Source organism: Bdellovibrio sp. (genome assembly GCF_047637665.1).
In the GTDB taxonomy this organism is placed as follows: Bacteria; Bdellovibrionota; Bdellovibrionia; order Bdellovibrionales; family Bdellovibrionaceae; genus Bdellovibrio.
Genome location: NZ_JBLJBT010000007.1, coordinates 24,832 through 47,234, shown reverse-complemented (window position 1 = coordinate 47,234; position 22,403 = coordinate 24,832). Strand labels below are relative to the sequence as shown.

Sequence of the window (22,403 nt, the reverse complement as noted above, 5' to 3'; positions counted from 1 at the left end):
CTTATGCCTCACTTATTTATGACTCATCGTTTCCCACTGTTAACCGTGAAGAACCAAAATAGGCTTCGAAGTTATCGGTCAAACTTGGGTCGTAGGTTCGACCGACGTCGCAGGATGCGACCGAGGGACACGACGGCCCGAGCCCCATCCTACCCTTACTAAGCTCTCTCTTTCGGAAACCACGGCACAAATGCAGAGGTCTTCGCTTGATACTGCCGATATGCATCCCCGCGCTTTTTTAAAGCCTGAGCTTCAGATGGAGGAATTCCCGTTACCCTAGTAAGAACCAATAAAATAGTTAAAGGGGCATAGATTGTGTAAAATGCCCCGGCGGTTCCTAATGCTGTCACAAAAAATCCCCACCATACCAAACTCTCGAAGAAATAGTTTGGATGACGAGAGTATTTCCACAACCCGACATCACACACCTTTGAATAGTTTTCTGGTTTCGCTTTGAACTTTTGGGCTTGAGTATCGGAAATGCTTTCACCTAACAAAGACAGCAGACTCAGCGAAAGACCGATTCCTTCAATTAGCGAGAGACTGTCCTTCGTGTTTCGCATAGGCTCTAAAAACACAAGACTCAAAAGAACAACACTGAGGCCCTGATACTGAAAGAAAAGAAAAAAACGCCACACCACCTGTGACCCATATTCATCGCGCAAAGCCTTATAGCGCGAATCCTCCGCAGGATGGTGAGAATAAATGCGACGACTCAGGAAATAGGAAAGACGAAGACTCCAAAGCATCACGACTGACAAAACTAAAGCTTTTCGAACCCACCATCCCGGACTCGTGAAAAAGTAAAAGCAACTGACCAATGAAAATGATAACGACCAGAGGCTATCAATGACGCTATAGTTGTTCCATCGTCGCCCCAAAAGCCAGGTGCCTGTCATCAACAACACCATCATTAAAAGAGCACCCAATATCTGCATCCAAAAATTTTCCATAACCCTACCCTAGCGTGACCCACCTGGTGCCATTTCAACTCGCTTTACTTTTGCAGGAGGTAGTGACCGACATTAATACGCTCTGCTCGAAACGCCCCTTCGCAATAACTTAAATACAAATTCCAAAGGCGCATAAATTTATCATCAAACCCCATCTCGCGAACCTCACCTTCGACCGCTTGAAAATTCCCTTTCCACTTCTGCAATGTATCTGCGTAGGAGACTCCAAACTCAAATGGCTTTTCTGATTTAAGCCCTAACTTGGTCGCGTAATCGGCGAAAACCTTGGGTGCCAGTAACATTCCTCCTGGAAATACATAGCGCTGAATGAAATCCGCATTACGTCGATAATGATCAAAATATTGATCTTGAATCGTGATTGATTGGATTAAGGCAGACCCCTTGTCTTTTAAGGAGTCACTTACTTTTCCAAAAAAATCTGGCCAATACTTTTCCCCCACGGCTTCGACCATCTCAATGGACACGATCTTGTCATAACGGCCCTCTATTTCGCGATAGTCTAGCTGTCGCAAATCCACGTAGTCCCCAAAGCCGGATCTTGCGATAAGTTCACGATTGTATTGCGCCTGTGAAGGAGAATTCATCACAGCGGCAACTCGACACCCGGTCCGCTGAACAGCCCGAGAGAAAAAGCCACCCCAGCCACAGCCAATTTCAAGAATGTGATCTTCCGGGCGAATATCCAGGGCGTCGATAATTCGATCGTACTTTTTCATTTGCGCTTCATGAAGATCTTCCTCTTTATGAACAAAAATTCCTGACGAATACGTCATACTCGGATCAAGCCAAAGTCCGTAAAAGCTGTTCCCTAGGTCATAGTGGGCCATAATATTCTTTTTTGCCCCCTGCTTGGTGTTCGGATTCATCAGGTGTCGAAGTCTCGCAAGTAACGTCCCATACCAGGTTCCGTGGAGCAGGCGATTGACCGCGTCCTCATTGGAGCACGCCCACTGAACAAGGGCTGAAATGTCATCCACCACAAGGTCTCCCCGGATAACAGCTTCGGCCAATCCAAGATCCCCCTTGGTAACCAGTTCATCAAAGACTTTCCAATCAAGGACTTGAATTGAAATCAAGGGCCCACCCGTTCCAAACGAATCAACAGACCCATCAGGAAATGTTACCCGCAAGGTTGCACCTTTAGAGTTCTCTAAAAGTTTAATCAAAAGTTTTGTCTTCAATGTCATCTTGGTCATGTGATCTCCTTGTGTGGCGGTTCCGGCTTTTTATAAAAACTCACTCGTTTCATCCAAAGCCTCAGAGCCTGCCAATGTATTCGAATCACCACAAGCGGCGTCATCCAGCCATACTTCAACAATATTTTCCATAGGGATTCACTCTTGAAATCCGAAACATGCCCCTCGATCCAAGAAGAAAACCGCAACTGCTCGTTGTCATCGTAGTAAAAAATATCCACTCGTGACTGATCGTCTTCAAATTGAAAACGGAACTTATAAAAGCCATCGACTGGAAAGAAAGGACTCACATGAAATACTTTATCTGAACGGTAAAATTGCGACGCCTTTATTCCTTCCGAAGGTCGAATCCAGTAGAAGTGACGCTCACCAAAAGTGTTATTCACTTCGCACAAAACAGCCTCAAGATTTCCTTGGCGACGGCAAAACCAGAAGCTCACAGGGTTAAAAACATACCCAAACATTCGAGGAAGAGTCTGCAACACAATCTCATCAGCATCGTACTGACACTCTTCTTTTAGAAATTTGATGCTGGAGCCCCTCAAAGAGCCTCTTTGACCTCGCAAGTAGTCCTGAGAATTTAACGACAAAAGACCCGCCGTTTTTTTTCTAAGAATTTGTAAATACTCATCTTCAGAACGAAGAGAAAAAAGAAGCGCAAATATTGGATAACGGAAGCTATGACGAACCTGATGAGCCCGGCTATGGAAAACATGCCCTTTCAAAATGTGCAGCGAATTCACGAGACCTCCCAGGGAGGCTTAATTCCCAGGAGCTCACCGACTCGGACGGCACTCAGCAGCCCATCCTCATGGAAACCATAACGAGTCCAAGCGCCGGCAAAATACACCCCACCCTGTCCTTGGATTAATGGCAAAGACTTCTGCGCCTCAATCGCCTCGCGATCAAATTGAGGGTGATCATAGCTAAACTCTCTTAGGACTCGCTGAACAGGAGAACGCGGATTGAGCGTCACAAAGAAGTCTTGCTTCGCCCCCAGAGGTTGAAGCTTGTTAATAAAATATGTCAAAGAAACGTTCTCGTGATTCTGGCTATCAGAAGATCCCAAAACATTCCACGACGACCAGCACTTTCTTCTTGTCGGCATAAACGAAGAGTCCGTATGCAGGTAAGTCTTATTTGCACTAGTACTGATCGAGCCTAATACACGACGTTCGAGGTCCGTGGCATTTCCCAGCATACGAAGCGTAATTGGCGCGTGAGTTGCAAAGACAACTCGATCAAATTCCAAACACTCGCCATTTGTGCGTACCAAAACCTTGTCCTGGCGTCTTTCCACATTTTGAACAGGTGCATTTAAATGCACAAAAGGAATACGTGCTGCCACCTTCTTTACATATTCAATAGAGCCGCCCTTCACTGTTCTCCAGATAGGGCGATTGCTTATCTGTAAAAGACGATGATTAATAAAAAAAGTTAAAAAGGTTTCAGCAGGAAACTCTTCCATACCTCTTTCTGGAGTTGACCAAATGGCAGCGCCGATCGGCAAAAGATAGTCACGTTTAAACTCTTCACTATAGGATCGACTCTGCACGAGTTGTCTCAAACTCCACCCATGCTTTTGCGCAAGCTCTTTATTCTGTTCGGCCTCACGGTTAAAACGTGTAATATCGTACAGCATCCTTAGAAAGGCTGGACGAACAATATTGGATCTTTGAGCAAAAACAGTATCCAGATTCGTACCTGCCCACTCCAAGTCCTTATAGGGAGCCTTGATCGCCAAAGACATATCCGACGCCACCGTCTCGATATGAAGTTCTTTAAAAAAACTTTTTAAATGAGGATATGTAAGTTCATTGTAAACCAGAAACCCCGTATCAACGGGAACCCCCGAGGAACCGTCGCTCACATCTACAGTATGTGCGTGCCCCCCAAGACGACCTTCTGACTCAAAAAGATGAACCTCATCTTGCTGACTCAAAATCCATGCTGCCCCTAAACCACTAATCCCGGCACCGATGACTGCTGTCTTCATTTGACACCTCGCTTACCATATGTCTTACTTCTTCATAATTGTATAGATTTTTCTATACATTTTAAAGAGGCCGTGACTAAAATAAGACCATGGCTAAAAGTGAATCATTTTCAATTCGACAGATTATCGAACTCACAGGCATTTCCGAATTTACCTTGCGCGGCTGGGAAACACGCTATAAGGCATTCAAACCCAAACGGACCTCCACAGGGCGACGAATCTACTCCCTTCAAGATCTTCAGAAAGCTCGTCTTCTGCAGGCCCTCTTAGACAAGGGCTACAAGATCGGAAATATTGCCAAGCTGAATCTCGCGGACCTAGAGAAGATTCTTCCTCAACAAGAGGTTTTAAGCTCTATGCCGACGCCGCCGAACAAACATCTAAAGTATATTTCCGAGATCATGGATCTTGCCCACCTTTTTAAGTGGGATGAGATATCTGAACAGCTCCAGAAAAAACGCCGCAATACAAAATCTGAAAGCCTGATTGCCGATATTCTCACACCCCTGGCTGGTCAAATGGGCCAACTTGTGGCGGAAGGACAACTCTCTGTGGGGCAAGAGCACATCCTCTCAGCACTCATCAAAGAACAACTCGTTCTTGCTCGAGGCGAAAGCAGAACATCCAACTCAAAATCTCGCCTTGTCATGACAACTCCCGAGGGTGACCTCCATGACATGGGGATTTCATTTGCCGCAAGCCTCAGCAAACTTGAGGGCCTCAAAACCTTGTTCCTTGGGCCAAGCACACCAAAAAAAGATCTCTGCGAAACCTGCATTCGCTACAATGCAAGCCACTTACTCATCTCAAACACGATTTCAGAAAAAGAAGGCGCGAAAGAAAGTCTTTTTAGCTACATCAACTTCCTGGATCGAAACTTGCCAACCCATATCGTCTTTCTTCTGGCTGGACGAAACTCGATGCAAATAGATTTAAACCTCAAGCGCGAAATAAATACCTTTAGCACGATCGAGGAGTTTCACACCTATCTAAAAGATCTCCCCTAGGCCCCTCCTCTGCCTCTTGGCGGTGTCTCATTGAGGGGCCGTAAATATCTCACAGTCTAATACTGGCCATATATAAGGTCGTCGGTTTTAAACCCACGCTGCTTAAGTCTATCGACAATCTGAGCCAAGACTTGTGGATCCATCGGAGCCTGACGGGACAAAATGAACAAAGATTTTTTCTCGGGCCCGCTAACAACAGACCATTGATAGTCAGGGTCAAGATCCACGATCCAGTAGTCACCGCGCGCAAAAAAGTTGAAACGCACCTTCAGCTTTGTTGGAACTTCTGGGTTCACAACCTTTGCCTCACCGTCGATGTCACTGATAGAGCCATCCTCCTTGTAGCAAGTATTTTTAACCGAAACAGAAAGAGGACTTAATACAGCGTATTCAGCCGTTGAACGAACACAACCTCGTTGGAAGAAGTTGGGAGCATGAGCAATATCGTACCAGTACCCAGCATATCGATTTAAATCCACAGACGAAACAACCTCAGGATCAGACAAATCCGCAGCTTGCACCCAGCTGAAATTAAGAAGATTTAGCAATACGAATATCGAGGCTACTTTTTTCATAAAAGATTTCCTTTCTTTATCTCACGAAAGCGGGTTTGACCTCCTTTTCGTGGAGCTCAATGTCTTGTATAGAATATTCTATACATTTTCAAGACAAAAACCAAGCCCCTCGTTTTATTACATACTCTAGGCATAGGCTGAAATCGAAAGAATCTCATCTCCCCACGCTCCCGAGGGCCATCTCGGGTGATTTCAGGCACTTACACTAGACACTTACTTTCTCAACATTGAACAGAAGAAGCGACACGAATTGCTAGACGCCAATAACGACTTAGAAAATCAATTCAACTTGCGTCAAACCTCGCCACTTAACACAATGTATAGAGAATAATTAGCGATATCAGGTATTTACAGATGGCCTCCCAACAATAATCCCCTCTTCCACTCCCCCCTCGTAATTTCTTTTCAAAAAAACTAACTCCAGTGATACACATATCTACCAGAGGACTCGATGAACCAAGAACGCGCACTGAAAAAAGAAATATTACGAATGGTGGCAGGATTTCGCCGCTTTCGAGAACGTTTTTTCACTGAGGAAACCTCCGTCTACGAACGACTTGCCAGCAGCGGCCAAAGACCCAAAACCTTGATGATCGCCTGCAGTGACTCCCGCGTCGATCCGGCAATTTTATTTTCTTCTTCTCCTGGTGATATTTTCGTTGTTCGCAATGTGGCCAACTTAGTGCCCCCCTTTGAGTCCTCAATCGGCTTTCACGGGGTGAGTGCGGCTATCGAGTTTGCTGTCGTGAACTTGGCCGTAGAAAATATCGTTGTTCTTGGACACCGCCAATGTGGAGGCATTCGTTCGCTCTTTCAACCTGAGAACCTGAAAAAAGGCGGCTTCGTCGCTCAATGGATGACCATTGCAGAAGAAGCCAAAGGAAAAGTGCTAATTAAAAATCCTCATGGCGACGTTGAAACTCTTTGCCGAGACTGTGAAAAGGAATCCATAGTGACTTCCTTGGACAACTTACGAACTTTCCATTTCATCGATGAAGCTATCAAAAGTCGAGGTCTTCAACTCTTTGGAGTTTACTTCGATTTGGAAAGCGGTCAACTGTGGCATTATGATGATGTCATTGGATCTTTTGAAGAACTCACCTTATCTTAGAAAACGAAACTTCTGCTTTTCTAAACGAGGGACTGCTCATGAGACGCCTTGCTGCTGTGCTTTTGTTCTTTCTGACAACAAACAATGCTCTGGCGGAGACTCCTGTCAAAGAACTTCAAAAGACGGCAAAAGCACTCTTTGGGATTATACCTGCAAAAGAAAAACTGCCTGACAAAACGACCTTGGAACAAATTGAATTGGGACGAAAGCTCTTTTTTGACTATCGCCTCTCCAAAGATGGCACGACCGCTTGCGTGCGCTGCCATCAGCCGCAATTTTACAGCACGGATCGCCTGCCTCAATCAATGGGATTTAACAACAACAAAGGGGCTCGCAATGCCCAGTCTATATTAAATCTGAAGTACCAAACCATTGTCCATTGGCGCTTCGACCGCGCAAGCTTGGAGGAACAAGCTCTCAAGGCCTTCACAACTCCCCTCAGCTTAGGAAACTCAAGCGTTGAAGAAAGCCTGATGCGCCTCAAGGCCGCTGGATACACGCCACTTTTTGCGCGCGCATTCCCCAAATCCTCCACGCCCCTCAGTCTTGAAAATGCCGCCGCAGCACTTGGACAATATCAACGTTCCCTGACTACACGAGCCCCCTTGGATCGATTTCTTGAAGGAGACAACAAAGCTATTTCCTTAGAGGCCCAGAAGGGTTTACGCACTTTTATCGAGATCGGTTGTGTTTCTTGCCACAATGGCCCCGCCCTGGGCGGTCGAAGTCTGCAAAAGTTTGGAGTGTTTCAAAGCTATTGGAATTTAACTCAAGCACCAAATCCTGATAAAGGTCGATTCGATGTCACTCAAAAGGAAGAAGATCTCTATGTGTTCAAGGTCCCTTCTTTGCGAAATATTTCCGAAACGGCTCCGTACTTTCATGATGCTTCCACGAGTGATTTAAAAATGGCCATCCGCTGGATGGGAAAATTACAACTCAATAAAGATCTTAGCGACGAGCAAGTACAATTGATTAAAGCATTTTTAGAAAGTCTTAAAGGAGAACTCCCTCAAAGATATCGGGAAGCTCCAGAGTTAACCTCCGAAGCTCACGCGGGGCTCACAATTTAAACAGAAAAAATCAACAAGCATCAATTTGCTGCATTCCCAAGAACTTCTGACCTTGCTATATCCGCTCATCACCAAAAACATGGAGTCTACAATGGGAAAAATGATGAGTGCATTTTTGATGTTATTGTCTTTGAATGTGTCTGCACAAACGTTGAAGTCATATTCGGGCCAGACCCTTCACGGGCAAGAACAAATCAATGAACAACCGACTGGAAATATCTGCTATGTCGTGGTTCGACAAGTGACTTCGTCCGAGACAAAAGGACATCACTGCTTCGACATTGAGGCTCAATTTGCCTTTAACAATGAGCAAGTCAGTAAAGACCCAGTGTCTCTCATGTCTCGCGTCACCAACTACCATCGCTCTGAATATCCTGCAGTAAAAAGTTGCGCTGCGGATCTTGATGGCAAAACATCGGGGCAAGAGATCTACGGACTCAACACCGATATCCTTTACACGCCCTTCTTTGCGGCAACTCAGAAAGTCGGAGGCACTCAGTATGATTACTTCCTCACTATTGATCCAGAGACTAAAATGCCTTCGCGCGCACGCGTTCACGTCTTGAAATGGTTCTCTGAAAGAGACTATGACTGTGTGAATTTGAAAAATCTAAACTAATCTTTCAACCCTCATTCCCTGGAAACTTCGGCTTCCTTTCGTTTGGGAGTGAGGGTTCTCTTTAAAAACTTCGACAGCAACAAGATTTGAGTCGCACATATATTCGTGCCTCAGCTATTCCCACCAGCAGACTTTCACATAACCAGAGCCGCCGGCACCAGCTGAAGGATTAAAACCACTTCCAGTGCTATATGCGCCACCGCCGCCGCCGCCCCCAGTATTCGCCTTCCCATTAATGGCGGAGCTATTCCCTCCCGCATTGGCGCCACGACCACCACCAGCAACTCCCTTACCCACAGCGGTATTGTTGTAGGAGCTTCCACCGCCGCCGCCGCCTCCATATCCATCTATACCAGCACCTCCATTGCCAGAGGCCATTCCTCCGGGGGAACCTAATATAGCGGAAGACCCACCGGAACCACCATCTACGCCGGTTGGACCAAGCCCTTCACAACGAACTCCATTCATTCCACTGCACCCAAGCAAAGATCCGTGACCACCGCTTCCGCCACCACCGCCACAGAAAGTATAATTGCTCCCGTTCCAAGCCCCAGCACCGCCGCCCGTCGCGGTGCTCGTATCAAGACTAAAACCCTGATGAGAACCAACCCCGAAGCCACCACCTAAAGCCGTAACAGAACCGAAACTACTCAAACCTCCATCGCCACCGTTGGTGCCGTAGTTGCTTCCGTCTTTTCCTCCGGCTACCCCACCTGCTCCGATGGTAACGGAGATATTGCCTGCAACTGTGAGCTCGCCTTTTTTAACGGCGCCACCACCACCACCACCACCACACGCATAGCTAGAACCACTTGGCCCAGCACCACCACCACCGCCGCCCCCACCAACGACAAGGTAGTCCACTGTTTCAACACCGCTAGGACGGGTCCACGTGGTTGCTCCAATCGCAGTGAACTCTTGGCACTTCTTCTTTTTTCCTTGAAATTGAGAAAGGTTGCTAGCATGTGAAACAGCAACAAAAGAAAAGGTCAGTATAAAAAATAGTTTTTTCAGCTGCATTACTTAATTCTCCATCCATTGGCGGCATTGTAGTAGATCAACGTAAAAGATGCGTTGTTACTTGAAACTGTCATATCCTCGACAAGTCCCATGATCTTGAGTGAATTCCGCCCCACCGTCAGATTGTTCGTAGCAAAGTTACTGGCCGCATCAACAAACGCAATTTCGTCTCCAAGACTGGGCGAGACTGGAAGCGTGATCGTAATCGCCCCTGAGGACGTATCTACTAAATACTTTCCTCCAGCCACAGCTGTGATATTCGAAGTCACTGCTGACCAACTTCCTCCTGTGGCCGCTGTGGTTTGAACGGTTCCATCCGGAAATTTAATTCCATCAACGCCAGCTGTCCCGCCAATATGAAGTCTCGCTGTCGGATTGGTGTTCCCGATACCAACATTGCCGTTCAATATTGTGTATCCAGTGCCGCTTGGATCGAGAGTGATATTTTGATTCGTTCCCCCCGCGGCAAGGGTCAATGCTCCTGTTCCTGTGATGGATCCAGTCGTGGTGCCCGTACCGCCACTAGCAACAGGTACCGTGCCTAATGAAATATTTCCGGCAACCACAGAAAGCGGCGAACTTGTTCCTAACGTTGTATAGGCTCCCGCCGCTGTTCTTTGCACAATGCCTGTCGACACCATTCCCGTCACAAGGCCAGACAGCTCAGAGCTTCCGGCCTGTTTTCCATTAAAAGTCGACCAATCTGAAGATTTTAGATAGCCATTCGCCACTGAAGTCGCCACTGGAATATCAATCGTTGTCACACTGGTGCCCGATACGGTGATTGGATTTCCCGCTGTCAACGCCGCACTCACACTTGTGACGGCTCCCGAGCTTGAAAGTGTTGAGCAGATCCAGCCAGTTCCCGTTGAATATTTTAAAATCTCGCCGTTACCACAGGCCACATTATTGGGCTTGTAATCAAAATACTTCGCTGCCGCATTGACGATACTGTCGATTGCCATCGTGATGTTGGTCAGCGCACTTCCGTCCACGGCAGGCAACTTCCCAGATCCATCCAACTGCACAATTTTATTAGCTGTCGTACCTACATCTACGGCAATCGTACCATTGCTATTGATCGTTCCCCCCGTGAGCCCTGTTCCCGCTGTGATTCCCGTGACAGTTCCACTTCCAGCAACAGTTCCCCAAGTTCCATCTCCTTTAAGAACCTTCGTCGCATCAACGGGACTCGGTAAACTCAATGTAGAAATTGTGCCAAGTCCTAGATTGGTTCTTGCCGCACTGGCATTGGATCCTCCCGTGCCACCATTAGCCACAGCAACAGTCCCAGTCACATTACTTGCGGTTGTTGCCGTCGCGGCATTACCAGTGATATTGATCCCTGCGCTAGTTCCACTTGTGTTGAAGTTATTCAAGAGAGAATCCAGCTTAGTGAATCTATTAAAGACACTTTCAACATTCGACTGAGTCAAATTTTGACTGTTATTGATATTCACGAAATCAGTATCCAACTTGCCATTCACTGTTTCTGAGTTCGTCGCAAATGGTACGGATCTGAGATTGAATTCAGCAACGATAGGATCCGCCCCTATCGTCGTCGAAATACGGAGCTTTCTAGCATGGTTCGAAGTCGGCGTGTAACTTGTTAGCGTTCCATTCACTGAACCATCTGTATTAATACAGATCAGACCCGTGATCGCCGTCGGAGTATTGTCAAAAACTTTGAGAATACTCAAGCCCTGATCCGCACCGCCAACTGTTCCTTTCGTGATAATCACGTTCAGATAGCCGTTGACGATATCGATATTGGTAAAACTTTCCTCACGAAGAATGCAACCATTCGGAGCAAGGATCTTCGCATTGATGGTAAGACCTGTAGCATTGACAGCAATACCTGTCGGACTCTTGATAAAAGCTTGAAAAGAAATCCCCTTACCCGCCTGTGCAAAAACCTGAGACGTCAGAAGCAGGAGGTACACCAAAGTGCCCTTAACCATCATTTTCCACGGCATGTTGCTTATTTTCATAAATATCTTATCGGATCGATAAGATATAGAAACAGGTGGACACCGCAGACATGCGATGTTCAAACTTCTGATTTTGATTATTTTTTTGTTATTGAACCCGGGTGGTTACCGAGGATTTTCTCGATTCTCTCGAGTCGAGCTTTTACATCAGCATTTTCTTGTTTGAGTTTGGCATTTTCGACTTCAAACTGGGCCGCCTTGGCCTTCAATGTCGCAATGTCTCGATTGTGCTGTTTGGAAGCCTCTATTAAGACGGCAGTCAGTTTCGGGTAGTCAACCGTCTTAATTCCATCCCGCCCGGTCTTTACAAGTTCCGGTAACACAGCTTCCACCTCTTGAGCGATCACACCCACTTGACGCGAATGATCTTCGCCCGTCCTCCAGTGATAGTAATAACCACTGAGTTTGTCGACCATGGCACAGGCATTCGGAATTCTTTCGATGTCGCGTTTTAAACGAATATCTGAGAATGTATTCCAGGCGTTGGCAATGGCCACAGAACCATCGCCGCTGGAACCGACTTGCAATCTCTGGGTCGGGTTGGTTGTTCCAATCCCAACATAGTTGTTAATAAAGTTCTCAGTAATAAGCTGATTATTTTGTCCCGTCACAGTGCCCGCGACCAGAGATGTCGAAACATCTCCAGCTCCATATCCTTGAAAGTAAATTTCCAAATTTGGAATTGGATTTGTGTTGGAAATTGAAAGTGCGTACGGCCACGAGCCCTCAAAGGCGATGCTTGGATTTATAAAGTATCCACAGTTACCACCACCTATTTGTCGATTTCTAATGATCAAAGAGTTTCCCCAACTTTGATTGTAAGCTCCAGACTGAACAGTCCACTCTTCAAAATAAGTTGCCCCACAAGCCGCCGTCGATTTAAAAGCAAGCTTAAAGGTTGAATTTCCTGAAGATAAAAAACTCGAAGCGATCTGCAATTTTTTGGTCGTATCCCAAGTTCCGCTGAACAGTCTTTTCGTAGAAAAGCCACCCGCGCTGAACGAGCCCGTTGCAAGATCCAGAGTGGTTGATGGGGTTGTTGTCCCAATACCGACGTTGCCCGATGGATCAATTCGCATGCGTTCATATCCATTTGAAGCCGTTCCGATAGGCGACGTATTAAAAGTCATGTATGAACCATTGCCTGCGCCGGTCCAGTTTTCTGCGGCCATCATTGCGATATAAGCTCCATTTAGAAAACCGGCGGCGCCAGCAAAATTGCTGGAACTGGAATTGTAACCTCTTCCAGTGAGGTAACTCAAGACATCGTTAGTGCCTACGGCCAAAGGAGCTTCAGGAGTTCCTCTGGAGGATCTTCCCACAAAGTTAGGTGATGGCGCTCCAGAGCTAGAGCCTGAATAGCTATCAAGATAAACTTGTTGCTCGCCCCCCGCACCCTGCTTTTGCAAATGAAGCACAGTCAATGGCGACGTTGTTCCAATCCCGACGTTGCCGGAGCCTGTCCCATCAGCAAGAAAAGTCATGACCTCTGTTTCAGAAAAACCATTGCCTTTTGAGGTAATGGCTCCACGATAATTCCCAGAACCATCAGACTTTAATTTAAGGCCAATTAAACTTGCGTTCATTGCTCTTCCAACAGTTATTCCATCATCAGTATTAGGAGCATTTGCGACTTGTACATTAAGCTTTGTTAAAGGGCCAGTTGTCCCTATACCGACGTTCCCACCCGCGCTCGCCAGAAGCACATGGCCCTTCGTTGCATTCGAAGTTCCATCGATTTTAACATTACCACTCGCCGCCGATGAACCGTAAATTTGCGGAGTCGTCAGTGACGAACCCGCCGTCATTGCAGTTGTTGCATTGATGGAAGCTCCCGAAAAGATATCTCCAGACAAGCCCATACCACCTGTCACCACGACGGCACCGCTCGAGGTTCCCGTCGAGGCAGCGCCAGAGTTCACAAGCACCGCCCCCGACAAAGTCGCTGGGGCTAAGGTGATATCTCCCGACGCGTTCGTGAGCGATGAAACTCCTGAGAACGCGCCACTACCTGTGGCTGTTGATGCGATAGTTCGTCGCGTGGCTGTTTCATCCGTATAATAAAGTGATGTCCCATCATACTCAATAGCACCAGCTTCAGGGGTCATGAGGTTTATTCCAGCAGTCAACTTCAAGGGTGCGGTTCCCGCCATCGAAGTTCCAGATCTCAAGTGAAGAGCTGCCGACGGATTCGTCAATCCCATTCCCAAGTTGCCGGCAAAGTAATTGTTGGAGCTGTCAGCTTGATAAATTCCAAAGTTGTTACTGCTGGCGACGCCATTAACAGACTTGGTCAAATAAAGACCATAAGCCGATGTCATGGTTGCACTGGCACCATTGGTAATATTGGAGTAAAGGCCATAGGCAGTTCCCACAGTCCCTGTGGAGAGATTACCCACGTTTCCATAGATACCATAGGCCGCTGTGACTGTTCCCGTTGAATTCAAAACCGAGTTGAGCGCCCCGTAGGCGTTCGTAATAGACCCGGTGGAAGAGTTCAATGCGGAGCTCTGAGATCCGTAAACAGTGCTCATCGTCACCGCAGACAGATTGGAAGCGGTTGATGTACTCCCAGTGATAGCTCCGGGCGTGCCCGTGCCACTATAATTAGCTAAAAACTGACCACCAGTGGCGTTGCCTGCATTTCCAGATCCCGCATTATTAACTTGAGCACGAATTCCTATTTTCTGAGCATAGTTTACGGTTTGAGATGACGGTACAAAGTTGTCGACCTGAAATGCCGTATCCACAGATGTGCTATTAGCTGAAGCTCCCGCTTGCGCAAAGATACTCATTGTTGAATGTTGCCCGGAAGCCGTATTCGTATAAAGATCGTTAATTTGAACTTGACGAGGAACATAAGCTGTCGAGTAATCCGATGTCGCCTGAATCGAGTTCCCAACACTCAGTGCCTGAACAGGTGACGACGTCCTAATGCCGATATTGCCATTTAAAATTGTCGAACCTGTTCCGCTCGGAGTCAGAGTCACATTTTGATTCGTCCCGCCGGCGGCGAACGTCAACGCCCCTGTTCCAGAAATCGAACCATCTGTTGAACCCGTACCACCAGTGCCCACAGGTACTGTTCCCAAAGTGATATCACCGGCGACCACAGAAAGTGGAGAACTTGTTCCAAGAGTTGTATAAGTTCCGGCGGCAGTTCTCTGCACGATACCTGTTGATACCATTCCCGTTACAAGACCAGACAATTCAGTGCTTCCAGCTTGTTTGCTGTTGAACGTTGCCCAATCCGCCGACTTCAAATATCCATTTGCACTCGACGTCGCTGCCGAAATATCAATCGTCGGAGCCGACGCCGTTCCGCCAACACTGAGAGGGTTTCCAGCCGTACCGGCCGCTGTCACACTGCTCACTCCACTCGAAGCTCCCGTAGCCCATCCTAGTGTTGCCACATTTCCTGAAATAGAATTAATTTGCAAAACTTGATTGGCAGACCCAACACTCGCTGGCCATTTGATAGTGTAAGAGGTTCCACCCGTGGGATAATTTTGAGTCAGATAATTTGCTGAGCCATCGTATACCTTAAGATTTGTAAAAGCACCGGCCCCCGCATTCACGTTCGTTGCATTTACATTGTTTACTGCCGTAATGTCCTGAGAGGACATATTTAAAGCCCCCGTAATCGTACCACCAGAAAGCGGAAGCTTCGTCGTATCTGTAGCGGAAATCGCGGTCCAAGCTCCATCATCCCTCAAGAACTTTGAGCCGTCCGGAGTTCCTGACGTGCTCATCGTCGCTAAAGGTCCAAGCCCACTCACATCAGAATTTGTAAGAGTCACAGCGCCGGTTTTACCGGCTACGCTGCTCACTCCGCCAGTGATCGTTCCCCATGTGCCATCGCCTTTAAGAACTTTTGTCGCATCCAAAGGAGTTGGAAGATCAAGAGCGGCCACTGTTCCGATACCCAAAGCCGTCTTTGCTCCAGCCAAGGTCGTTGCTCCCGTACCCCCGTTAGCGATAGCAACCGTCCCAGTGACGTTAGCGGCATTTCCCGTGACGTTGATTCCCGCCGCAGTTCCCCCGGCATTAAAGCTGTTTAAGATGGCATCCAGCTTTGTAAAACGATTGAAGATACTTTCCACATTCGCTTGGGATAATTTCTGGCTATTGTTAATATTCACGAAGTCCGTATCAACTTTTCCATTCACGGTTTCCGCATTGCTTGCAAAGGGCACCGATCTTAAATTGAAGTCTGCGATAATCGTATCACTCCCCAAAAGGGTCGAAATGCGAAGCTTTCGAATATCAGACGAAGACGGTGTATAGCTGGTAACAGCACCGTTCACAGAGCCATCAGCATTAACACAAGTCAGACCCGTGATAACTAAAGGAGTATTATCAAAAATCTTTTGAACACTGAAGCCTCGATCCGCTCCTCCCACTGTTCCCTTTGTGACAATGATGTTCATATAGCCATTAACAACATCAACATTTGAAAAATTCTCTTCACGCAAAATGCAGCCATTGGGAGCCAGCACCTTTGCATTCACAGTCAGACCTGTGGCATTGACGGTGGTTCCATTGGGACTTTTAATGAACGTCTGAAATGAAATACCTTTATTCACCGCCCATGACGGTGACGTCAACAATAGAAGAGCCATCTTAATAAGGACCAAGAATATCTTATTCGGCATCATAGAAAACACCTTGAATTTCATAGTGATTATCCAGCACCTGATTTTCAGATATCTCGCCGATCGCCCCACTGATCTGATAGTGATTGGAGGTCGTGACTGTTTCACCATTAATGAAATCGGGTTGAGTCCGTCGCTCCACAGATTCAACTTGAGGCAAAGACGAACTTAAAATCTGCGCATCCATCGAACAACCGCTGATGGCCACGACAAGAGCCGACGAAATCAGTCCGCCCAGCAAGATCTTCGACTTTAAATTCCACAACATCCCCGACAATTTCATAAACAACCTATCGGGATATCAAAAAAACATAACAGATGGACACCGTGGACATGTTATTTAAAGATTCACATATGGACCGATATTAATGAGTTTGAATTTCTCAGGATGAGATCTTAATGAAAGAACCGGACTATTGTCGTTCCCATTGTCGATAGCCCCCCAGATAATTCACGACCTTTTGATATCCCAGCGATCTCATGGCATAGGCGACAGCTCCGCTTCGGACCCCGCGCTCACTGATAACAAATACGATCGAGTTCTTATGAACTCCCAGTTCCGCTAAACGAGTATTTACCGAAGCCGACGGCAAACCGCGATCATCAAAAAACTCACTCCAGGACAGATGCAGAAGAGGCGCCTTGACTGCCTTCTCCATTTTTAAATTGTATCCTTCAAATTCGTTTTGCGACCTAACGTCTAAGACAAGCACCTTGTGCTGCAGTTCGGGAAATTTCATACCGAAAAAAGATTTTGGCGGCGGATACAAGGCGCCCAAGGGCACTCCCCCCAAGGCCCGACTGCGCGCTTTGCTCGTCCATCCTCTTTGTGGCAATGTTTGAGTTACGTAGGCTCTAAAATCAACAGCCTCAATGAATAGATTCGGATCAGCCTCCGGATGTCCTGCGGGCTTTCTGACGGCAGATGGTATGGCACTAAATCCACTATTTAAATAGAATTCCGAGGACAACGTATAAACGTTCTGCATTCCAAAGATATCGAAGATCCACGCGATATAGCCATCTTCTCCCGCTCCCTGCTTGCCGCGCCCTACGACAAGAATAGTTTTCTCAGAACTCACGTCCAACTTTTCCGCCAGCTTCGCCATGGCCAAAGGGCTTATTCCTAAAAAATCGTCCCATCGCATCGCTGCAGCACCCGGCAAAAGCGGTCTTTGAGACTCTTCCGCAGATCGCACGTCAAACACCATCGTGGATTCTTGGCGTAAGTTTTGGATATTGAGCGGAGCCAGAGGAACGTCATGATAAACTGGAGTCTTTTGCTGACATCCCAGAACTAAAAAGATCAACACATGCAGAAGAGACCGTCTGCTCAATCTCATAAACACCTCACTCAAGATGCAATCATTCCCCAGTGAGGTGTTCAATCAAACATCATTCCATCTGTTAACCGGCATGTCCCATAATCAGATGGGACAATTCCAGTACAGACTCATCAAGATGTTTCGCCTGTTGAGTCATCTCTTCGGAAGAGGCGGCCACCTCTTCTGAGGCCGAAGCATTTTGTTGCACCGACGTATCCAACTCGTTCATGGCCTTGGAAATCTGGGAGATACCATCGGCCTGTTCTTTACTTGCAGCGGCGATTTCTTCTGTCAAACTTGTCATCTTTCTAATTGAAAGAAGGATCTTCTGCAGATGTTCACCACTTTCTTTCGCGGCCTTTTCGCCATCACCAATTTTATCCACGCTCATTCGGATGAGATCCGAGATATCTTTCGCCGCTACCGCACTTCGTTGCGAAAGGCTGCGGACAGCTTCCGCGACCACAGCGAATCCTCTTCCGTGCTCGCCAGCTCTGGCCGCTTCAACCGAAGCATTCAAGGCCAAAAGATTTGTCTGAAAAGCGATATCATCAATCACCGAAATGATCTCTTCGATTTTTTTCGAACTCGCGGAGATCTCGTACATAACTTCAATCATATGTCTGATCTCTTTTTCTCCATGCTCCCCTGATTTCAGACTGTCCTTGGAGAGGCTTGATGCCGTAGAGGCGCTTTCCGCATTGTTTTTCACCATACTGGAAAGCTCTTCAACGGAGGCCACAGTTTCTTCCAAAGAACTGGCTGCCTGCACGGCGCCGGAAGAAACCTGATGACTGGCCGCCGCCAACTGCTGACTGACTGTCAGGACTTGCTCCTCTGTCTGCTCAATGCCCTGTAAAACTCGGGTCAACGACAAGGCCAACGCCTGCCCCATCCAAATACCGATCAAAATAATTCCTAGAATTCCAGTCAAACTTAGAGCAATTACGATGCGTTCTCCTAAATTGGCCACACTTTCAGCCTCTTTCACTTCTTCGGCCATGTGTGCCTCGATGATGTCACTAGAGTCCATTGCCGCTTGAATCATGGTCTGCACATGAGGAACCAAAATCTCCAGCATTATCTTTCGCGCTTTCAAGTTCCCGTCTTCACTATTGGATTCCAACAGCGCCAAGGTTTCATTCAGTGGCTTTTCAAGAGTCTCGAGTTCTTTTTTTACTATCGGGAATTTTTCCTTCATATCGTCGCTCAGATACTTTGCCTCAAAATCTGCGGAGAGCTTATTTAGAACCGCAAATCGCTTTCGTACGTCCTCAATCTTTTCTTTGCGAATTGTCGTATTGTCCGTTGAGGCCTCCGCCGTCCAAAGAAATCTCATCATGGCATTTCCATGAACTCGGATATTCATGATGATCTGGTTTTTGGGAAACAACTCTTGGGCCATGCTTTGGCTATTCGCAAACTGTGATCGCAAAGCCCAGATCGCCGTCAGACTCAGAAGAACAAAGAGAGTGCTGGGAATTAGAATCAGAACCAAAAGTTTAAATCGAACACCCCGCAACCACACACGTACAGCTTCCATATATACCTCACAATGACATTACTGATTTGTCATCCGGATCGGAGGATATATGGTCGCCCATGAGCTGTAAGATGTGAATTTGAGGAGTATTTAAACAAAATACACCGCCAGAGTGGAGGTGCTGCAGGGGGGACTAGAAGGACATTAGATTACCTTGTAGGGATGTATAGACTGTCCACCCATTTTTCTTTTGACGAATTCCTTGGGTCCAGTCTCCGGCAGAAGAGCTCACTTTCCAGCTTCCACCGTGGACACTCGGAACTTCTCGGATTGCAATTGCCCCTGCGGAAGTACCACGAAGGGCCGGTGAATCTGACGTTGGTCCCTCATGTCCCTTCGGGTCTTGAGGACCATTGACAGTCAACCCCTCCCGTGAGGCGAGAATATTCGCATCAAGCGAACATCCAGCTAAAAAAAGAATCAGAGAAGCTTTAAAAAGAAAATCCACCATTGTGAACATATCGGAACAGACCGCTCTGGACCTAATATACATTCACATTTTGAATCACGTGTCCCTCGTGTCTAATTCTGAGGGGACTTGAATAATACTTTTCCTGTAATCTGACGAATATCGATCATCCCAAATTTAGACGAATCGAGCGTGCCGCTAATGTTATCCCCCATCACGAGATAGGTGTCTTTGGGAAGAGTTGGATAGGATTTCGCATACAGCTCGAGCATTTTTGAATCCAAAGCGTAGGCCTGCCCCTGACTGTTCTTCAAAATCTTTTTGTTAATATAGATATTCCGATTGCGATATTCAAAGAAGTCACCAGGTCCGCCCACGACCTTTTTGACGATCTCATTTCTATCATCTGTAATCTTTATGATTACAATATCTCCGACCACAGGCTGATGGCACTTGTAGTAATCAAGACTCACCCGAATCTCTTGCGCCGACTTCAACAAAGGACTCATCGAGTCCCCGCGAACAGTGAAGGACTTCACTTGCAAGCCACAACTTGCGGCAAAGAGATATGTAAGAAATAGGTTCATCTTTCTACCTTGAATACTCGAAGTACGAGGCTTTAAATCCATAAGCCCCAGGAGTCAAAACTGTCTTATAGACAATCTTCATATAATTGCCGAAGACGTAGCGACTGGTCTCATTGTATCGAACCCCCGGAATTTGGGAAGTGGAAACTACCATGGTCCCCGTTTTGTCATATATCTCGACGGTACAATAACGGCACGAGTCCTCGATCTGATCAAAAATGATTCGCATCGCTTTAGCATCTACAGGACCGTAAACTTCAAAGGCCTTCTCATAGGCAAAAGGAACGGGGTGAAGCGTTTCGATCACCTCCGGCAGACTTTGGCGCACCCAATTCGTCGGCTCTGGCGGTGCCGTCCGATAAATCCCACGCAATGAATTGTAGGCATTGAGTCTGCCCTGAGTTTTCACTTTCGTTGCCAAGCTTGGCACATAATCTCGTCCCCTTAAAATCGCTTCTTTGATCTGCGTGGCCTGCCAAGTTGGATTCTCAGCTTTCAACAAGGCAGCCACCCCAGAGACCATCGGCGCTGCCATAGAGGTTCCATCCTGTACTTTATAGTCATTTCCCAACAATGCACTCAAGATCGCACTTCCCGGAGCCGCAATGTCGGCAAAGGTCGCACTATAATTCGAGAAACCAGAGATAACATCATGAGAGTCCGTCGAAGCGACTGTTATCTGATGAGAAAGGGCGTAATTGGCAGGGTACGCAGGTGTCGTATCCAAACTCAAACCGTCATTCCCCGCTGAGCTTACAAACAGAATTCCACTGGACTGCAGCTCGTTGATGGCATCTCGCAAAACAGTGTACTCACCAGGCTCAATCACGCCTTTGGTTGAATATGCAAAAGAAGCATTAATAATATGCGCTCCATTGGCCTGAGCATATCTCAACGCTTGAACAATATGCTCTTCGTAAGCTCCGCCTGTCGCTCCAAAAACCTTCAGTGGCATAAGAGAGACTTGCCAGTTGATTCCAGCGATTCCTCGTCCATCATTACCGACAGCGCCAATGATTCCAGCCACATGAGAGCCATGACTTCTCTCATCCTGCACATTACCGTCATTATTCAAGAAATTCCAACCGTAGATATCGTCATTATATCCATTACCATCATTATCAACACCGTCCACGGATTCCCGAGAATTGCGCCACACATTGCCGGTGAGATCAGGGTTGCCCAGATCCATTCCCGAATCAATGATAGCCACCACTACATTTTTAGATCCCGTTTGAATCTTCCAGGCCCGAGCAATGTCGATATCTGCCCCCAGCTTTCCGCCGACTCCCATATTTCTCAGTGCCCACTGTTGAGAAAACAAGGGATCTGTTGCCAACGCCTCAGAAGTACAACAGTTCTTTCCACTCGCCTGCGTTAGCTGATACTGTTTGTTCAATCCGGCACTCAAAACATCTTTTCTTGCACGCAATTCTTTCAATAACGCCTTCGCCTCATGCTCATTGGCGATGGTTAACTTCACATAGCGCCCGTCCTTGGGAACAAATTGCCTTACCGCTTGCAACTGAAGTTGACTGACCGCCAAGGAAGACGCAAAACCATTTAACTTCTTACTGCGAACCAAAGAGGCTGCGGTTCCTGCCTGCTTAAACTTAACTAGAATTTCCGTCGAAGCAAGGGCCCCGCCAGAGATCAAAAACGTACCACAAACCAGCACACACAATTTCTTCATCGTTATTACCTCACGTAATACATCTCAGTGCCGGCGAATAAAATATCCTGCTGATTGACCAGACGATATCCGACATAAATATAAAAATGCCCCTGCATATCCGCGATAACATCAGAGGGGGGCTTTTCAAATAAAACCGCTTCTTCTCTGCTTACCAATTTTTTCCGCCCGATGGGTTTAAGACTTTCTGCATGCCCGTCCCATATCTCCCACCCGTCACCTACGCGCATAAAGCTCGTCGCCCCCTGCAGAACGACGACGATGAAAACATCTGCCTCACGTCCGACATCAGAAGCCTGGGGCTCGATAGCGCCACTAATAAGCAAATGATCCGAAGACGATACTCTTCCAATTTGGTCGTAGCACTGCCCTCCATTACCGGAAACTCCCAGAAAAAACTTTGTTTGGGTCGGCGTCGTTGAGCTGGGGCTTACATTGGGTAACGTCGCCAAGGACGCCCATCGGTTTCCCGATGGTTCTCGACGAGACACTTCCTCTTTTTTACAAAAAGGATTTTGAAGGAACCCCAACGAAGACAATTTTTTTAAATGATCTTCGTGACTTTTGGAAGGAGATGTCTGACAGCCAAGAATGACAAACAAAAACAAAAGTGAAATTTTATTCATATT

19 protein-coding genes are annotated in these 22,403 nt (G+C 47.0%); 4 read left to right on the top strand and 15 right to left on the bottom strand.

Features of this window, described 5'->3' with window-relative positions; translation table 11 throughout:
* Positions 1-158 precede the first annotated feature (158 nt).
* Genes ACM64D_RS01500 through ACM64D_RS01485 form a run of 4 tightly spaced genes read right to left on the bottom strand, consistent with a single transcriptional unit; the run spans position 159 to position 4,166 of the window.
* Complete coding sequence (locus ACM64D_RS01500; protein WP_415061413.1) at positions 159-953, bottom strand: DUF1295 domain-containing protein; 795 nt, start codon at positions 951-953, stop codon at positions 159-161.
* Positions 954-997: 44 nt separating this feature from the next.
* Positions 998-2,170, bottom strand: a complete 1,173-nt coding sequence (locus tag ACM64D_RS01495; RefSeq protein WP_415061412.1) for a class I SAM-dependent methyltransferase — start codon at positions 2,168-2,170, stop codon at positions 998-1,000.
* Positions 2,167-2,913 (bottom strand): DUF1365 domain-containing protein, encoded by a 747-nt coding sequence (locus ACM64D_RS01490; RefSeq protein ID WP_415061411.1) that lies wholly within the window; start codon positions 2,911-2,913, stop codon positions 2,167-2,169. The genes ACM64D_RS01495 and ACM64D_RS01490 overlap by 4 nt, the downstream gene beginning before the upstream one ends.
* Entirely contained in the window at positions 2,910-4,166 is a 1,257-nt protein-coding gene (locus ACM64D_RS01485; RefSeq protein WP_415061410.1) for an NAD(P)/FAD-dependent oxidoreductase, read from the bottom strand. The genes ACM64D_RS01490 and ACM64D_RS01485 overlap by 4 nt, the downstream gene beginning before the upstream one ends.
* A gap of 89 nt (positions 4,167-4,255) precedes the next feature.
* Between ACM64D_RS01485 and ACM64D_RS01480 the strand changes: the two genes are divergently transcribed.
* Positions 4,256-5,173 carry a MerR family transcriptional regulator gene (locus ACM64D_RS01480; RefSeq protein WP_415061409.1) on the top strand — a complete coding sequence of 306 codons (918 nt, stop codon included), beginning with the start codon at positions 4,256-4,258 and terminating at the stop codon, positions 5,171-5,173.
* A 56-nt stretch (positions 5,174-5,229) separates the two neighbouring features.
* Here the strand turns inward: ACM64D_RS01480 and ACM64D_RS01475 are convergent, their stop codons facing one another.
* Positions 5,230-5,748 carry a lipocalin family protein gene (locus ACM64D_RS01475; protein ID WP_415061408.1) on the bottom strand — a complete coding sequence of 173 codons (519 nt, stop codon included), beginning with the start codon at positions 5,746-5,748 and terminating at the stop codon, positions 5,230-5,232.
* Between the two features lie 451 nt (positions 5,749-6,199).
* On the opposite strand from ACM64D_RS01475, the gene ACM64D_RS01470 reads away from it, so the two are divergent.
* The 3 genes from ACM64D_RS01470 to ACM64D_RS01460 all read left to right on the top strand — a co-directional run bounded on the left by ACM64D_RS01470 (position 6,200) and on the right by ACM64D_RS01460 (position 8,551).
* Entirely contained in the window at positions 6,200-6,859 is a 660-nt protein-coding gene (locus tag ACM64D_RS01470; protein WP_415061407.1) for a carbonic anhydrase, read from the top strand.
* 38 nt (positions 6,860-6,897) lie between these two features.
* A complete protein-coding gene (locus tag ACM64D_RS01465; protein ID WP_415061406.1) occupies positions 6,898-7,932 on the top strand; it encodes a cytochrome-c peroxidase in 1,035 nt (344 codons plus the stop codon).
* Between the two features lie 91 nt (positions 7,933-8,023).
* On the top strand, positions 8,024-8,551 hold the full coding sequence (locus ACM64D_RS01460) for a hypothetical protein (RefSeq protein WP_415061405.1): 528 nt from the start codon (positions 8,024-8,026) through the stop codon (positions 8,549-8,551).
* Positions 8,552-8,665: 114 nt separating this feature from the next.
* Here ACM64D_RS01460 and ACM64D_RS01455 read toward each other — a convergent pair whose 3' ends face one another.
* The 10 genes from ACM64D_RS01455 to ACM64D_RS01410 all read right to left on the bottom strand — a co-directional run bounded on the left by ACM64D_RS01455 (position 8,666) and on the right by ACM64D_RS01410 (position 22,400).
* Positions 8,666-9,571: a glycine-rich domain-containing protein gene (locus ACM64D_RS01455; protein WP_415061404.1), complete on the bottom strand. Its 906-nt coding sequence runs from the start codon at positions 9,569-9,571 to the stop codon at positions 8,666-8,668.
* Positions 9,571-11,562: a hypothetical protein gene (locus ACM64D_RS01450; RefSeq protein WP_415061403.1), complete on the bottom strand. Its 1,992-nt coding sequence runs from the start codon at positions 11,560-11,562 to the stop codon at positions 9,571-9,573. Before ACM64D_RS01450 ends, ACM64D_RS01455 begins: the two co-directional genes overlap by 1 nt.
* A 77-nt stretch (positions 11,563-11,639) precedes the next feature.
* Positions 11,640-16,241, bottom strand: coding sequence for a tail fiber domain-containing protein (locus ACM64D_RS01445; protein WP_415061402.1), 4,602 nt, complete (start codon positions 16,239-16,241; stop codon positions 11,640-11,642).
* A complete protein-coding gene (locus tag ACM64D_RS01440) occupies positions 16,207-16,500 on the bottom strand; it encodes a hypothetical protein (protein WP_415061401.1) in 294 nt (97 codons plus the stop codon). The genes ACM64D_RS01445 and ACM64D_RS01440 overlap by 35 nt, the downstream gene beginning before the upstream one ends.
* 130 nt (positions 16,501-16,630) lie before the next feature.
* Positions 16,631-17,560, bottom strand: a complete 930-nt coding sequence (locus ACM64D_RS01435; protein WP_415061400.1) for a rhodanese-like domain-containing protein — start codon at positions 17,558-17,560, stop codon at positions 16,631-16,633.
* Between the two features lie 64 nt (positions 17,561-17,624).
* The gene (locus tag ACM64D_RS01430) at positions 17,625-19,085 is read right to left on the bottom strand and encodes a methyl-accepting chemotaxis protein (protein ID WP_415061399.1); all 1,461 of its coding nucleotides are present in this window, start codon (positions 19,083-19,085) and stop codon (positions 17,625-17,627) included.
* A 133-nt stretch (positions 19,086-19,218) separates the two neighbouring features.
* Positions 19,219-19,536 (bottom strand): hypothetical protein, encoded by a 318-nt coding sequence (locus tag ACM64D_RS01425; protein ID WP_415061398.1) that lies wholly within the window; start codon positions 19,534-19,536, stop codon positions 19,219-19,221.
* A 71-nt stretch (positions 19,537-19,607) separates the two neighbouring features.
* Positions 19,608-20,081 carry a signal peptidase I gene (gene lepB, locus ACM64D_RS01420; RefSeq protein WP_415061397.1) on the bottom strand — a complete coding sequence of 158 codons (474 nt, stop codon included), beginning with the start codon at positions 20,079-20,081 and terminating at the stop codon, positions 19,608-19,610.
* Positions 20,082-20,085: 4 nt separating this feature from the next.
* The gene (locus ACM64D_RS01415; RefSeq protein WP_415061396.1) at positions 20,086-21,774 is read right to left on the bottom strand and encodes a S8 family serine peptidase; all 1,689 of its coding nucleotides are present in this window, start codon (positions 21,772-21,774) and stop codon (positions 20,086-20,088) included.
* A 5-nt stretch (positions 21,775-21,779) separates the two neighbouring features.
* Positions 21,780-22,400 (bottom strand): hypothetical protein, encoded by a 621-nt coding sequence (locus ACM64D_RS01410; protein WP_415061395.1) that lies wholly within the window; start codon positions 22,398-22,400, stop codon positions 21,780-21,782.
* Between the last annotated feature and the right edge of the window lie 3 nt (positions 22,401-22,403).

What these genes read in the sequence shown, in the direction of transcription:
- ACM64D_RS01500 (WP_415061413.1), bottom strand. Translation starts at nt 953, where the DNA reads ATGGAAAATTTTTGGATGCAGATATTGGGTGCTCTTTTAATGATGGTG.
- ACM64D_RS01495 (WP_415061412.1), bottom strand. Translation starts at nt 2,170, where the DNA reads ATGACCAAGATGACATTGAAGACAAAACTTTTGATTAAACTTTTAGAG.
- ACM64D_RS01485 (WP_415061410.1), bottom strand. Translation starts at nt 4,166, where the DNA reads ATGAAGACAGCAGTCATCGGTGCCGGGATTAGTGGTTTAGGGGCAGCA.
- ACM64D_RS01480 (WP_415061409.1), top strand. Translation starts at nt 4,256, where the DNA reads ATGGCTAAAAGTGAATCATTTTCAATTCGACAGATTATCGAACTCACA.
- ACM64D_RS01475 (WP_415061408.1), bottom strand. Translation starts at nt 5,748, where the DNA reads ATGAAAAAAGTAGCCTCGATATTCGTATTGCTAAATCTTCTTAATTTC.
- ACM64D_RS01470 (WP_415061407.1), top strand. Translation starts at nt 6,200, where the DNA reads ATGAACCAAGAACGCGCACTGAAAAAAGAAATATTACGAATGGTGGCA.
- ACM64D_RS01465 (WP_415061406.1), top strand. Translation starts at nt 6,898, where the DNA reads ATGAGACGCCTTGCTGCTGTGCTTTTGTTCTTTCTGACAACAAACAAT.
- ACM64D_RS01460 (WP_415061405.1), top strand. Translation starts at nt 8,024, where the DNA reads ATGGGAAAAATGATGAGTGCATTTTTGATGTTATTGTCTTTGAATGTG.
- ACM64D_RS01455 (WP_415061404.1), bottom strand. Translation starts at nt 9,571, where the DNA reads ATGCAGCTGAAAAAACTATTTTTTATACTGACCTTTTCTTTTGTTGCT.
- ACM64D_RS01450 (WP_415061403.1), bottom strand. Translation starts at nt 11,562, where the DNA reads ATGAAAATAAGCAACATGCCGTGGAAAATGATGGTTAAGGGCACTTTG.
- ACM64D_RS01445 (WP_415061402.1), bottom strand. Translation starts at nt 16,241, where the DNA reads ATGAAATTCAAGGTGTTTTCTATGATGCCGAATAAGATATTCTTGGTC.
- ACM64D_RS01440 (WP_415061401.1), bottom strand. Translation starts at nt 16,500, where the DNA reads ATGAAATTGTCGGGGATGTTGTGGAATTTAAAGTCGAAGATCTTGCTG.
- ACM64D_RS01435 (WP_415061400.1), bottom strand. Translation starts at nt 17,560, where the DNA reads ATGAGATTGAGCAGACGGTCTCTTCTGCATGTGTTGATCTTTTTAGTT.
- ACM64D_RS01430 (WP_415061399.1), bottom strand. Translation starts at nt 19,085, where the DNA reads ATGGAAGCTGTACGTGTGTGGTTGCGGGGTGTTCGATTTAAACTTTTG.
- ACM64D_RS01425 (WP_415061398.1), bottom strand. Translation starts at nt 19,536, where the DNA reads ATGGTGGATTTTCTTTTTAAAGCTTCTCTGATTCTTTTTTTAGCTGGA.
- lepB (WP_415061397.1), bottom strand. Translation starts at nt 20,081, where the DNA reads ATGAACCTATTTCTTACATATCTCTTTGCCGCAAGTTGTGGCTTGCAA.
- ACM64D_RS01415 (WP_415061396.1), bottom strand. Translation starts at nt 21,774, where the DNA reads ATGAAGAAATTGTGTGTGCTGGTTTGTGGTACGTTTTTGATCTCTGGC.
- ACM64D_RS01410 (WP_415061395.1), bottom strand. Translation starts at nt 22,400, where the DNA reads ATGAATAAAATTTCACTTTTGTTTTTGTTTGTCATTCTTGGCTGTCAG.